Annotated in this window: 12 protein-coding genes; 6 read left to right on the top strand and 6 right to left on the bottom strand. The window is 59.0% G+C overall.

Translation table 11 applies throughout. The features are described 5' to 3' along the window. Positions 1-49 precede the first annotated feature (49 nt). On the bottom strand, positions 50-1,024 hold the full coding sequence (gene cysK / locus AC2LD7_RS11605) for a cysteine synthase A (protein WP_484597942.1): 975 nt from the start codon (positions 1,022-1,024) through the stop codon (positions 50-52). 146 nt (positions 1,025-1,170) lie between these two features. On the opposite strand from cysK, the gene AC2LD7_RS11600 reads away from it, so the two are divergent. The 4 genes from AC2LD7_RS11600 to AC2LD7_RS11585 all read left to right on the top strand — a co-directional run bounded on the left by AC2LD7_RS11600 (position 1,171) and on the right by AC2LD7_RS11585 (position 4,911). After that, positions 1,171-2,247 carry an AsmA family protein gene (locus AC2LD7_RS11600; RefSeq protein ID WP_484597887.1) on the top strand — a complete coding sequence of 359 codons (1,077 nt, stop codon included), beginning with the start codon at positions 1,171-1,173 and terminating at the stop codon, positions 2,245-2,247. A 139-nt stretch (positions 2,248-2,386) separates the two neighbouring features. Then, positions 2,387-3,232, top strand: a complete 846-nt coding sequence (locus AC2LD7_RS11595) for an AAA family ATPase (protein ID WP_484597886.1) — start codon at positions 2,387-2,389, stop codon at positions 3,230-3,232. A gap of 52 nt (positions 3,233-3,284) precedes the next feature. After that, a complete protein-coding gene (locus tag AC2LD7_RS11590; protein WP_484597885.1) occupies positions 3,285-3,683 on the top strand; it encodes a GFA family protein in 399 nt (132 codons plus the stop codon). A gap of 49 nt (positions 3,684-3,732) precedes the next feature. Further along, positions 3,733-4,911: a vWA domain-containing protein gene (locus AC2LD7_RS11585; RefSeq protein ID WP_484597884.1), complete on the top strand. Its 1,179-nt coding sequence runs from the start codon at positions 3,733-3,735 to the stop codon at positions 4,909-4,911. Positions 4,912-5,016: 105 nt separating this feature from the next. On the opposite strand, the gene AC2LD7_RS11580 is transcribed toward AC2LD7_RS11585, so the two are convergent. Genes AC2LD7_RS11580 through AC2LD7_RS11570 form a run of 3 tightly spaced genes read right to left on the bottom strand, consistent with a single transcriptional unit; the run spans position 5,017 to position 6,859 of the window. Continuing rightward, positions 5,017-5,565 carry a DUF2937 family protein gene (locus tag AC2LD7_RS11580; RefSeq protein ID WP_484597883.1) on the bottom strand — a complete coding sequence of 183 codons (549 nt, stop codon included), beginning with the start codon at positions 5,563-5,565 and terminating at the stop codon, positions 5,017-5,019. Further along, entirely contained in the window at positions 5,565-6,341 is a 777-nt protein-coding gene (locus AC2LD7_RS11575) for a class II glutamine amidotransferase (protein WP_484597882.1), read from the bottom strand. The genes AC2LD7_RS11580 and AC2LD7_RS11575 overlap by 1 nt, the downstream gene beginning before the upstream one ends. Before the next feature lie 50 nt (positions 6,342-6,391). Next, a complete protein-coding gene (locus AC2LD7_RS11570; protein WP_484597881.1) occupies positions 6,392-6,859 on the bottom strand; it encodes an MFS transporter in 468 nt (155 codons plus the stop codon). 215 nt (positions 6,860-7,074) lie between these two features. On the opposite strand from AC2LD7_RS11570, the gene AC2LD7_RS11565 reads away from it, so the two are divergent. Next, entirely contained in the window at positions 7,075-7,515 is a 441-nt protein-coding gene (locus AC2LD7_RS11565; RefSeq protein ID WP_484597880.1) for a universal stress protein, read from the top strand. 29 nt (positions 7,516-7,544) lie between these two features. Here the strand turns inward: AC2LD7_RS11565 and AC2LD7_RS11560 are convergent, their stop codons facing one another. Both AC2LD7_RS11560 and AC2LD7_RS11555 read right to left on the bottom strand, forming a co-directional pair. Further along, positions 7,545-8,237 (bottom strand): DUF6901 family protein, encoded by a 693-nt coding sequence (locus tag AC2LD7_RS11560; protein ID WP_484597879.1) that lies wholly within the window; start codon positions 8,235-8,237, stop codon positions 7,545-7,547. Positions 8,238-8,388: 151 nt separating this feature from the next. Next, complete coding sequence (locus tag AC2LD7_RS11555) at positions 8,389-10,293, bottom strand: ATP-binding cassette domain-containing protein (protein ID WP_484597878.1); 1,905 nt, start codon at positions 10,291-10,293, stop codon at positions 8,389-8,391. A gap of 282 nt (positions 10,294-10,575) precedes the next feature. On the opposite strand from AC2LD7_RS11555, the gene AC2LD7_RS11550 reads away from it, so the two are divergent. Then, positions 10,576-12,504 carry a transglycosylase SLT domain-containing protein gene (locus tag AC2LD7_RS11550; protein WP_484597877.1) on the top strand — a complete coding sequence of 643 codons (1,929 nt, stop codon included), beginning with the start codon at positions 10,576-10,578 and terminating at the stop codon, positions 12,502-12,504. The last annotated feature ends 12 nt before the right edge of the window (positions 12,505-12,516 follow it).

Below are 12,516 nucleotides of genomic sequence, written 5' to 3'. Positions count from 1 at the left end.
TATAGCGGTGCTGCGCCAGATCTGCCAAGACAGGCCGGCGCAGCGAAACTCACTGTTGCAGTTCCTGTTCGCCGAACATATCGGCGAACAGCATGGTGGACAGATAACGCTCGCCGGAATCAGGAAGAATCACCACGATATTCTTGCCCTGCATTTCAGGACGCTCGGCCAGACGCACCGCCGCAGCCATGGCGGCACCACAGGAAATACCGCAAAGGATGCCCTCTTCACGCATCAATCGCAGCGCCATCGCCTTGGACTCTTCGTCATCGACGAGCTCGACTTGGTCGACCATCGTCAAATCGAGATTCTTCGGCACGAAGCCGGCACCGATCCCTTGGATCTTATGCGGGCTGGGTTTGACCTCCTGGCCGGCTAGAGTCTGGCTGATCACCGGAGAGCTGGTCGGTTCGACCGCCACACTGAGAATCTTCTTGCCTTTGGTGTTCTTGATATAGCGCGAAACCCCGGTGATGGTGCCTCCGGTGCCGACACCTGCAACCAGCACATCGATGCTGCCTTCGGTATCGTTCCAAATTTCCGGCCCGGTGGTTTTCTCATGAATGGCCGGGTTCGATGGGTTCTCGAACTGCTGCGGGAGGTAATACCGCTCGGGATCCGACGCGGCAATCTCCGCCGCTTTCTCGATCGCACCCTTCATGCCTTTCGCCGGTTCGGTGAGCACCAGCTCCGCGCCGAGCGCCTTCAGTACCTTGCGGCGCTCCAGACTCATCGACGCTGGCATGGTCAGCATCAATTTGTAACCGCGCGCCGCAGCGACGAAAGCCAGACCGATCCCGGTATTCCCAGACGTCGGCTCGATGAGCGTCATGCCCGGTTTGAGGCGGCCACTTTCCTCGGCATCCCAGATCATCGCCGCGCCGATCCGGCATTTGACCGAATGAGCCGGATTGCGCCCTTCGATCTTGGCCATGATGCTGACGCCCTTGGGGCCCAGCCGATTGATCATGACCAGCGGTGTGTTACCGATGGCCTGTGCATTGTCAGCAAAGATGCGGCTCATGACTGTGTCCTGCGAAGAAAAAACCAGACTGATGAGCCTAAGCGCAGTCTCATGGCTCGTCCAGCCGAACTCACCGATGCGTGCCGGGGTCCACCCACAGGTAATAAGCAGTTCCATGATGAATCCTCGACCAAACCAGGCCTGTCATGAAAAAACGCTACCGACTTCCTTTGTGGATATTCCTGTCGCTTGCCCTGCTATTGCTGATCGTTCACCTCGCGCTGCCTCATCTGGTACTCAATTATCTGAACGACAAGCTGGCAGATATGGGCGAGTACCAAGGGCACATCGAAGATGTCGATCTGGCCTGGTGGCGTGGCGCTTATCGGGCCGATGGGCTGTTTATCGAAAAGAAGAGCGAGCAGGTCCAGGCACCATTGTTCACCGCACGCTCGATCGATATCGGCATAAGCTGGCGTGCCCTCTGGAAGGACCAAGCATTGGTTGGCGAGGTGGTGATGGAACAACCCCAGCTGAATTTCGTCGATGGCGAGGCGGCCGACGATTCGCAGACAGGCGAAGGTGTCGATTGGCGTGAGCGCGTCGAAGCACTGATGCCATTCACGCTGAACGAGCTACGTGTGGTCGACGGCCAACTGTCGTTTCGGAATTTCGATGCCGACCCGCCGGTGCATGTCTATGCCAATGCGATCAACGCAAGCCTTTACAACCTGACCAATACAGCCGACCGCGAGCAAGGACGCGCCGCCACGTTCGAAGGTACGGCCAAGTTCTTCAATCAGGCCCCCATCGAAGCCACCGCGCACTTCGACCCCTTTACCGACTGGGAGGATTTCGATCTGGACTTGCGGCTGACCGGCCTGGATCTGACCAAACTGAACGACTTCAGCAATGCCTATGGCAACTTCGATTTCGCAGCTGGCACGGGCGATCTGGTGATGGAGGTCGAGGCCAACGACAGTCAGCTGGACGGCTACATCAAGCCCCTGCTGCACAATGTCGAAGTGTTCGACTTCGAACAGGACGTCGAGAACGAGGACAAGGGCTTTTTCCGTGGTATCTGGGAAGCCGTGGTCGGTGGCGGTGAAGAAGTGCTGCAGAATCAGCGCAAGGAACAGTTCGCAACGCGGGTAGAGCTTTCCGGCAGCACCAAGAACACCGATATCAGCCCGTTCCAGGCGTTCGTCGCAATCTTGCGAAACGCCTTCATCGAAGCCTTCTCGGCTCGCTTTGAGCGTTCGCTGACCGAGGGCGACGAGTAAAACCGAACAGCATATGCGCTCACGGCCATTCAGTGACTGAATGATCCACTCGCGTTCACAGTGAAGCGCCCATCACTTATAGTCGGTCTCTAAACAAACATGAAGCGCCTGCACGCCAGGCCCGATCAAGGAAATTCCGATGAAGTTCGAAGGCACCCAGTCCTACGTCGCCACCGACGACCTGAAACTTGCCGTCAATGCCGCCATCACGCTGGAGCGCCCTCTGCTGGTCAAGGGTGAGCCGGGAACCGGCAAGACCATGCTCGCCGAACAATTGGCCGAGTCGTTCGGCGCAACATTGATCACCTGGCACATCAAATCCACCACCAAGGCGCATCAAGGACTATATGAATACGATGCGGTGAGCCGACTGCGGGATTCGCAGCTGGATTCGGACCGCGTGCATGACGTGCGCAACTACATCAAGAAAGGCAAGTTGTGGGAAGCCTTCGAGTCCGAGCAGCGCGTCATCCTGCTGATCGATGAAATCGATAAGGCCGACATCGAGTTCCCCAACGACCTGCTGCAAGAACTCGACAAGATGGAGTTCTATGTCTACGAGACCAATGAAACCATCAAGGCCAAGCAACGGCCGATCATCATCATTACCTCGAACAATGAAAAAGAGCTGCCGGACGCGTTCCTGCGTCGTTGCTTCTTCCACTACATCGCATTTCCCGATCGTGAAACGTTGCAGAAGATCGTCGATGTGCATTACCCGAACATCAAGAAGGACCTGGTGGCTCAAGCCCTCGATGTGTTCTTCGATGTCCGCAAAGTGCCGGGCCTGAAGAAGAAACCGTCCACCAGCGAGCTGGTCGACTGGCTGAAGTTGCTGATGGCCGACAACATCGGCGAGGCCGTCCTGCGCGAGCGTGACCCGACCCGGGCCATCCCACCGCTGGCCGGTGCTTTGGTGAAAAACGAGCAGGACGTGCAATTGCTTGAACGTCTGGCGTTCATGAGTCGTCGCGCCAGTCGCTGACCGGCGGCGGTTCACACGAGCCGGCCGCCCTCACTTTACTGGAGGAAGAGCCATGCAAACGCATACCGGTAGTTGCCTCTGCGGCGTCGTGCGGTACCGCATCGATGCACCGATAGACGAATTGACCCACTGTCATTGCAAGATGTGCCGCAAGGCACACGGCGCCGCATTCGCGACCTATGCAAGCGTGCCGCTGGATGCATTTCACTTTCTCTCAGGCAAGGACCAGTTGGGCGTCTATCACTCTTCCGAACACGTGACGCGGACGTTCTGCATTCGCTGCGGCTCCAATCTGCAGTTCGTCGACAATCGCGAGCATGAGGTCGGCGTCGCAGCCGGTACGCTCGACTCGCCGCTTCCGGTTCCGCCGCAGGAACATATCTTCGTCGGCTCCAAGGCTGACTGGTATGAGATCCGCGATGGACACGCCGAACACGACGAAGACCGCTGATTCATCAAACGTAATGGTGCCGGCACGACGGCACTCCTGAGGTTTTGCCATGCTGCTTGGCCTGTTCAATGAAATGCGCGCTGCAAAGGTACCGGTTTCGGTACGCGAGCTGCTCGACCTGATCAACGCGTTGAAACACAACGTGATATTTGCCGACATGGATGAGTTCTACTACTTATCGAGGGCCATCCTGGTCAAGGATGAGCGCCACTTCGACAAGTTCGACCGAGCATTCGGCGCCTACTTCAAGGGTCTGGAACACCTTGATCAGCATATTGAAGCACTGATTCCAGAGGAATGGCTGCGCAAGGAATTCGAGCGCTCGTTGAGCGACGAGGAGCGCGCGAAGATCCAGTCCTTGGGCGGACTGGACAAGCTGATCGAAGAATTCAAGAAACGCCTGGAAGAACAGAAGGAAAAGCACGCAGGCGGCAACAAGTGGATCGGCACCGGCGGCACCAGCCCCTTCGGCTCGGGCGGTTACAATCCCGAAGGCATCCGCATCGGTGATGCCGACAAGCGCCAGGGCAAGGCGGTGAAGGTCTGGGATCAGCGCGAGTACAAGAATCTCGACGATCAGGTCGAGCTGGGTACACGCAATATCAAAGTCGCTCTACGTCGCCTGCGCAAATTCGCCCGCCAGGGCGCACAGGACGAGCTGGACCTCGACGGCACCATCGACCACACCGCAAGAGACGGCGGCCTGCTGAATATCCAGATGCGTCCGGAACGGCGCAACGCCGTGAAGCTGCTGATCCTTTTCGACATCGGCGGCTCGATGGACGCTCACGTCAAGATATGCGAAGAGCTGTTCTCGGCCTGCAAGACCGAGTTCAAGCATCTCGAGTACTTCTATTTTCACAACTTCATCTACGAATCGGTCTGGAAGAATAATTTTCGCCGCACCTCCGAGCGCACCTCGACGCTCGATCTGCTGCATAAGTACGGTGCCGACTACAAGGTGGTGTTCGTGGGCGACGCCGCGATGGCGCCGTACGAAGTTACCCAGCCCGGCGGCAGCGTCGAACACTGGAACGAGGAAGCGGGCTATGTCTGGATGCAGCGCTTCATGGAAAAGTACAAAAAGCTCATCTGGATCAACCCTTATCCAAAAGACACCTGGGGCTATACCTCGTCCACCGGCATCATCCGTGAACTGGTGGAAGACAGAATGTACCCGCTGACGTTGAGCGGGCTGGAGGAAGGGATGAAGTTTCTAGCCAAATAGCTGCAATGCAAAGCCCGACTGAACCGCTGCGTTTCTACAACCTGCCCCTCGGCCATTACCAGCGGGGCATTCGGCGGCTGGCCGTCGGTTTGCCCGGGCAGCGACCTAGTCAAGTCTCTTGCTGGACGAAGCCACCTTAGCGGTACGCCGCTGGCGTCGGCGGCGCTGAGGAAACAACGTCCGGCGAATCAGTACGAAGATGCTTTCGGCAATCCAGGCCAGCAGAAGAGCGCAGCTCAGGCCCCAGGCGATCGCCTCCGGCGCCAGCATCACCTGGAAGCGATAGCTGCTCCAGACCTGCCCTCTCAAGCTTTGATCGGCACCGATCAGTACATGCCACGCGCGCGCATACCAAGGCCCTTGCATGAACCGCCACTCACGATCGAGCAGTCGCGCACGCTCGACCAGCGCCGCGACACTGCGCGCATCACTTTGTATAACCGGGTCGTCACTGGCGCGATAGTGCTCGACCAGCGCGTTCAGATTGCCCTCGAAGAAACGCCCGGCGGTGTCCTGGAAGCCTTGCAAACCCTGCTGAGCCTCAAGACGACGAGCCTCGACATGCTCCCCATATGCATGGATGAATCCCGGCACCTGGACACCGACCAACAAGCCAAGGGCGAACAGGGTCAATCGCAGATAACTTCTCAGCATCACTGCACCTGCCCGCGCGCGACGCATTCGCCAAGCCGCCAGAGCGTCCATTCGCCTGGCTGGTGGACGTCCCACTGCTCGTTGTCGGTCAGGGGCTCGGTAGCCAGCACGGTCACCACATCGTTCGGCGTGGTCTCGGCGGTAAAATCAACGGTCAACTCGGCATCCTTCAACTGTGCCGGGCCGAAAGGCGCACGACGCGTAATTTGCGCGAGTTTGGTCGTGCAGAAGCTGAATAGCCATTCCCCGTTGCTCAGCAGACAATTGAAAACCCCTTTCGTACGATAGCCGGCGCAGGCATCGAGCAGACGAGGCAACAGATCTTCGACGTCGACACGCTCGGGAAAATCCGTGCGGACACGGTTCAGCAGATCGCAGAATGCCGCCTCGCTGTCGGTGTCGCCGACCGGCCGGTAGAACCCACGCGCCGGGTTGAAATCTGCGAGCTGACCATTGTGGGCGAAGCACCAATGCTGCCCCCAAAGCTCGCGGACGAATGGATGAGTGTTGACCAGTGCGACCTTGCCGACGTTGGCGTGACGGATATGACCGATCACGACCTGGCTCTTGATCAGGTAATGCTGAACCATCTTCGCCACTTCCGACTCGCAACTGGCCACCGGGTCCTGAAACAAGCGCAAACCGCGGCCTTCGTAGAAGGCGATACCCCAGCCATCTTTATGCGGCCCGGTGCGACCGCCGCGCTGCATCAGTCCGGTAAAACTGAAATGAATATCGGTGGGTACGTTGGCGCTCATGCCGAGCAGTTCACACATGCGCGATCTCCGCTGCGTCTTATGGCATTGATTCAGACCATGGTTTCACATCACAACCTGGGTTCGGTCCGCGTCTGGTAGCGGCCCACGGGACGGTAATCTTCGTCCTCGTCTTCCTCCAGCCGCTCGCGCAGGGTACGCGGATCCTCGCCTGAGGTAGACTCCGCGCGTCGCTGTTTGAGCCGGCGCTCGATTGGCCAACGCACCGCCACCAGCGCTGCGTATAACACAAACGCGATCAGTCCATAGAGCGCCAGATCGGCCACCGCACGCCAAGCGTTATTACCGACATTGAACAGCACATCGAGTGCGGTGACTGCCACTGCAGGGGCGAACAGCTCCTTCGCAGGGTCGACGATGGTCGGCGTCAACAGCAGCACGGCGACGATCAGCCGCAGCGGTTCGCGCAGCCAGCGCCACATGGGCCGGGTAATGCGGAACCACACCAGCAAACATCCCAGCGCGGCAACCCCATAGGCTGTCCACGCGAGTAGGTATTCATTAGCGAGTAGAAACATGACGATCTCTTATGTAGGCCGGACGCGCGCACCGGCGCTTGACGCCGCGCATGATAACAGCCACGAGCCTGCTGGCTGCCAGCAGGCGATGTGATGACACGCTGGTCATGATGCATTCAACGCCGTATAAACGCTGAAAACAAAAAGGGCCATCAGCCCCCAATTGCGCGTCAAGAAGCCATACTTGTCGCATCTGACACATCAGGAGAACAATCATGACCTACCAGCATATTCTGGTCGCCACCGACTTGAACGACGAATGCCATCCGGTCGTAGCGCGCGCTCAGGCGCTGGCGACAGCCAGCGGTGCGAAACTGGCGCTGGTCCATGTCATCGAACCCATGGCCATGGCGTTTGGCGGCGATGTTCCGATGGATCTGTCGATGCTCCAGCAACAGCAATTCGATCAAGCCCGGGAACGTTTGACCGGTTTCGCGGACCGCTATCCCAGCCTGACCGCAGAACAACGGCACCTCGCATATGGCCAACCACGCCAGGAAATTCACCGCCTGGCCAAGGAGCAGGGTTGCGACCTGGTCGTGGTTGGCAGCCACGGCCGCCACGGGTTGTCATTGCTGCTCGGCTCTACCGCCAACGACATCCTGCACGGAGCGCCATGTGACGTTCTCGCGGTACGCTTGAACAAACCCGAATAACCCGATACGAGCGCCTGAGCCTGAATGGCTCAGGCCGTTTCCACACCCTCGCCAGCACTCATCACCAGCGGCCTGATCTTTTGCAGCTGAGTTTCCAGCGAATAGGTCAGGCTCGATGCCATGGAGAAGAAGGTCAGAAAGGCCTTCAGATTCGAGTCGCCATGGCAAGTATCGTGAATACGCTGCCAGAACGCCTGGTTAACCAGTTGCAATTGCTGGAACGAGCGCACCAGTCCACGCAGCTCCCAATCGGCATGCCGCCCTTCGCGCAGGTTGAAATACTGCCGAGCCAGATACAGCGATACCGCGCGCAGCACGAATTCCTGATTGCTGGCGAACGGCAAGTGCTGATGTGCCATCGGCTTGAGCTTGCCCAGGACCGGACAAGCGCTGGTTGCCATGATCACGCCAAGCAACGCTCGCAACCCTTCCTCCAGCCCTACCAGCTTGTTGTATTCACGCTCCGGCGTGCGTACGCGCACCTGCGCTTTCTTGACGGCTGGCAGACCTTGAAAATCCTCGATGACCCGGTGTAGATCTACCGCGGCGGGGCAATGGCTGAAGTTCTCCCGGCTCAGTGGACAGTTGTTGCACTGCTGGTGATCAAGGCGTGTCCATTTGGGCGCCTGCATGGCTGCCTCGTGATCGTAGGCGCGGTCCAGCTCGATCCGGTAGCTGAACTCGTGCTCGTCGTCGAGGACGATGCGGTAATCAATTGCCATCTATGCTCCATCGAGTGCTGACAGATGTCGTTGGGTGTCTTCGTGACGGTCCCTCGTCACGCTATACGGGTGCTGCGGAGTTACTCTGCGCGATGCATCGAAAGGCCGGTGCAGCGTTGAACCGTGGCGAGTCAGGCCACGGTTGCTCGGCTCATTCTTCCAGCTCGGCCCAGCGTTCCAGAAGTCCGTCGAGTTCCTTCTGCAGCGTCTCCAGCTTGGCTATCGTTTCGCCACTACGCTCGGTAGTCTGCTGATAGAACGCCGGTTGCGCAATTTCCGTTTGCAACGCGGCGATGTTTTTCTCGACTGCGTCTATTTTCCCTGGAAGCGCCTCCAATTCACGCTGCACCTTGTAGCTGAGCTTCTTCTTTGCCGGTGTGGGTTCGGCAGTTGCTTGTGTCGCCGGTTTGCTCTTCGGCATTTCGGCCTTCGCTTCCTTCGTCTCCGCTACTCCAAGCAGCTTTACCGAACCGCCTTGGCGCAGCCAGTCCTGATAGCCGCCTACATACTCACGGACGACCCCGCTGCCTTCGAACACCAAGGTGCTGGTGACCACGTTATCGAGGAATGCCCGGTCGTGACTGACCATCAACACCGTGCCTTGGAAACCGAGCAGCACTTCTTCCAGAAGTTCGAGTGTTTCCACGTCGAGATCGTTCGTCGGTTCGTCGAGCACCAGCAGGTTGGAAGGCTTGCTGAACAACTTGGCGAGCAAGAGCCGTGCCCGTTCGCCGCCAGACAGCGCCTTGACTGGGGTGCGCGCACGCTGCGGACTGAACAGGAAGTCGCCGAGATAGCTGAGAACATGGCGGCTCTGACCATCGATAGTAATGAAGTCGCGGCCCTCGGCAACGTTATCGATGACGGTTTTTTCCAGTTCCAGTTGGTGACGCAATTGGTCGAAATACGCCACTTCAAGCTTGGTACCGGCCTCGACCGTACCGCTAGTAGGCTGCAAATCGCCGAGCAACAGCTTGAGCAGTGTGGTCTTGCCCGTACCGTTCGCTCCCAGCAAACCGATGCGATCGCCACGTTGCAGCACCATCGAAAAATCCCGGATGAGCAGTTCCCCACCGGGATGACCGAAGCTTGCATGCTCGACGACGATGACCTGCTTGCCGGACTTCTCTGCCGCATCAATCTGGATGTTGGCCTTGCCCTGAAGTTCACGACGCTCGCTGCGCTCGTTGCGCAACTCCTTGAGCGCGCGGACGCGCCCTTCGTTGCGGGTGCGGCGGGCCTTGATGCCCTGGCGGATCCACACTTCTTCCTGGGCAAGCTTCTTGTCGAACAGCGCATTGGCGGTCTCTTCGGCCGCCATCTGCTGCTCCTTGTGCACCAGGAAGCTGGCGTAATCGCCATTCCAGTCGATCATGTGGCCACGATCCAGCTCAAGAATGCGGGTCGCCAGATTCTGCAGGAACGCGCGATCGTGAGTGATGAACAGTACCGCGCCGTTGAAGCCGGTTAGCGCCTCTTCCAGCCAGGCGATGGCGCCGATATCCAAGTGGTTGGTCGGCTCGTCCAGCAACAGCAGATCGGGCTCGGACACCAGCGCCTGAGCCAGCAGGACGCGCCGGCGCCATCCGCCGGAAAGCTCGGCCAGGGTTTTATCGGCCGGCAGCTGCAAGCGGCTCAGGGTACTGTCGACCAATTGCTGCAGGCGCCAGCCGTCCTTCGCTTCGAGTTCCTGTTGGACGTGCATGAGCTTGTCCAGATCGGCCTCGTTCTGGATGTTCTGGCTGAGGTGATGGTAGTCGGCAAGCAATTGGCCTACCCCGGACAATCCTTCGGCCACTACATCGAACACGGTGCGCGCGTCGGCGAGCGGAAGCTCCTGGGGCAATTCGCCGATTTTCAGGCCCGGCGCGCGCCAGATCTCGCCGTCATCCGGTAACTGGCTGCCCTTGACCAGACTGAGCATGCTGGATTTGCCGGTCCCGTTGCGGCCGATGATGCAAACCCGCTCACCTCGCGCAATCTGCCAAGACACTCCATCGAGCAATGGATTATTGCCATAGGCGAGGGACACATCGGTCAACTTGAGCAGGGTCATGATTACCTCCGGAAAACAGGGCGCGCAGTCTAGCAGAAGGCGCCTGTCGGACGGGCGCCGCCGAACGGTTGAAGCCCGCCAACACCAGCGTCACTCGCGGGCTACGCCGCTACCGTTCGTCGCCGTTCAGATGCACTTGAGAAGTTGTTGCACCCGTCATGACGGTACGTTCGTCGGAAGTCTTGCTTTGTTTGTTTCAAGAGCTTAATCCGCGTTTTAACTGCCCTACGGGCCGCGCTAAGCTAGCCGAAGAAATCCTCTGTCCCCGTCTTCGGAAGTCTCATGCGCGGTCGACTCTCCAGTATCTGTTTCTGCCTTCTGTTCACTGCCGTCACCCTCGAAACCACTCAAGCCGCCAGCCTCCAACAGCAACGTCAATACTATGACGAAGCCAAGCAGGCCTTGGCCAAAGGCGACAGTGGGCCGTATCGACGTTACGCCAGCGCGCTTCGGGACTATCCGCTCGAACCTTACTTGGCCTACGACGAGCTGACTGCACGTCTTAAGACTGCCAGTAATGACGAAGTCGAGAAATTTCTCGACGAGCATGGCGACCTGCCCCAAGCCAGCTGGATGAAACTGCGCTGGCTGCGATTGCTAGCCGCTCGCGGCGACTGGCGTCCATTCGTTGCGCACTACGATCCGAAGATGAATTTCGCTGAATTGGATTGCTTGTTCGGCCAGTACCAGCTCGCGAGCGGGCAGAAGCAGCAGGGTTACGAGACGGCCGAGCGGCTCTGGCTGGTCGGCAAGTCGCAGCACAACGCCTGCGATGCGCTATTTGAGCGCTGGGCCGACGCGGGACAGCTCACCGAGGAATTGCGCTGGAAACGCGCCAAGCTCGCGGTCGAGAGCGGTAATTACGGCCTGGCCAGCTTCCTGGTGAAAAGCTTGCCAACATTGAAAAAGCAGGGCGAGCTGCTCGTCGATGTCGCCCAGAAGCCGCAAATGCTCGGTCAGCCGGATCGTTTCACGCCCGTCACCCCGGCCATGGGTGATATCGTCTCGATTGGCCTGCGCCGGCTGGCTCGCAAGGATCCGGAACAGGCGCTCGAACTGCTCGACCGCTATGCCAGACGCATGTCGTTCTCTACTGACGAGAAAGTCGCGATCGCCAGGCAGATCGGCCTCACCCTGGCCAAGCGCTTCGATGCCCGCGCGCTGAAAGTGATGGCCGACTATGATCCTGAGCTGCGCGATAACACGGTCAGCGAATGGCGGGCACGCCTGCTGTTGCGTTTGGGCCGCTGGGATGATGTCTATGCGCTGACTCAGCGGTTCCCCGAGGAACTCGCCAGCAGCAACCGTTGGCGCTACTGGAAGGCTCGGAGCCTGGAGCTGGCACAGCCCGACAATGACCAGGCAGCCCCGCTCTACAAACCGGTTGCCAGCGAGCGAGATTTCTACGGATTCCTCTCTGCGGACCGCATTCAGGCACCCTACAAGCTCAACCACCAGCCATTGGCGCTTGACCCGAAGCTGGTGCAGAAGGTCCGCAACACCGCGGGCATTCGGCGCGCCATGGAGTTTCATGCTCGCGGGCAGATCGTCGACGGTCGCCGCGAGTGGTATCACGTCAGTCGTTTGTTCAGCCGCGACGAGCTGGTAGCCCAGGCACGCCTGGCCTATGAGATGGAATGGTACTTCCCGGCAATCCGCACCATCAGTCAGGCGAAGTACTGGGACGATCTGGATATCCGCTTCCCCATGGCCCATCGCGGCAGCATCGTGAATGCCGCAAAAGCGAGGGAGATTCATCCGAGTTGGGTATTCGCCATTACCCGCCAGGAAAGCGGGTTCATGGCCGATGCACGATCCCCTGTCGGCGCCACGGGGCTCATGCAATTAATGCCGGCCACTGCGAAGGAGACCGCCAGACGCTTCGACATCCCGCTGTCATCACCGCGACAGGTGCTCAACCCTAACGTCAATATCCAGTTGGGTGCAGCCTACCTCAGCCAGATTTACGGTCAGTTTAATGGCAATCGGGTGTTGGCCTCGGCTGCCTATAACGCTGGCCCCGGCCGAGTCCGGCAATGGTTGAAGAACGCCGAGCACCTGCCCTTCGACGTCTGGGTCGAGAACATCCCGTTCGATGAAACCCGCCAGTACGTGCAGAACGTGCTGACCTATTCGGTCATTTACGGGCAGAAGCTCAACGCGCCGCAGTCATTGGTCGAGTGGCACGAGCGCTACTTCGATGCTCAATGATGCGTCGAACCC

The organism is Stutzerimonas sp. (assembly GCF_982611455.1).
Note: the sequence above shows the minus strand (reverse complement) of the source record. Positions and strands in the feature narration are given on the sequence as shown.

What these genes read in the sequence shown, in the direction of transcription:
- cysK (WP_484597942.1), bottom strand. Translation starts at nt 1,024, where the DNA reads ATGAGCCGCATCTTTGCTGACAATGCACAGGCCATCGGTAACACACCG.
- AC2LD7_RS11600 (WP_484597887.1), top strand. Translation starts at nt 1,171, where the DNA reads ATGAAAAAACGCTACCGACTTCCTTTGTGGATATTCCTGTCGCTTGCC.
- AC2LD7_RS11595 (WP_484597886.1), top strand. Translation starts at nt 2,387, where the DNA reads ATGAAGTTCGAAGGCACCCAGTCCTACGTCGCCACCGACGACCTGAAA.
- AC2LD7_RS11590 (WP_484597885.1), top strand. Translation starts at nt 3,285, where the DNA reads ATGCAAACGCATACCGGTAGTTGCCTCTGCGGCGTCGTGCGGTACCGC.
- AC2LD7_RS11585 (WP_484597884.1), top strand. Translation starts at nt 3,733, where the DNA reads ATGCTGCTTGGCCTGTTCAATGAAATGCGCGCTGCAAAGGTACCGGTT.
- AC2LD7_RS11580 (WP_484597883.1), bottom strand. Translation starts at nt 5,565, where the DNA reads ATGCTGAGAAGTTATCTGCGATTGACCCTGTTCGCCCTTGGCTTGTTG.
- AC2LD7_RS11575 (WP_484597882.1), bottom strand. Translation starts at nt 6,341, where the DNA reads ATGTGTGAACTGCTCGGCATGAGCGCCAACGTACCCACCGATATTCAT.
- AC2LD7_RS11570 (WP_484597881.1), bottom strand. Translation starts at nt 6,859, where the DNA reads ATGTTTCTACTCGCTAATGAATACCTACTCGCGTGGACAGCCTATGGG.
- AC2LD7_RS11565 (WP_484597880.1), top strand. Translation starts at nt 7,075, where the DNA reads ATGACCTACCAGCATATTCTGGTCGCCACCGACTTGAACGACGAATGC.
- AC2LD7_RS11560 (WP_484597879.1), bottom strand. Translation starts at nt 8,237, where the DNA reads ATGGCAATTGATTACCGCATCGTCCTCGACGACGAGCACGAGTTCAGC.
- AC2LD7_RS11555 (WP_484597878.1), bottom strand. Translation starts at nt 10,293, where the DNA reads ATGACCCTGCTCAAGTTGACCGATGTGTCCCTCGCCTATGGCAATAAT.
- AC2LD7_RS11550 (WP_484597877.1), top strand. Translation starts at nt 10,576, where the DNA reads ATGCGCGGTCGACTCTCCAGTATCTGTTTCTGCCTTCTGTTCACTGCC.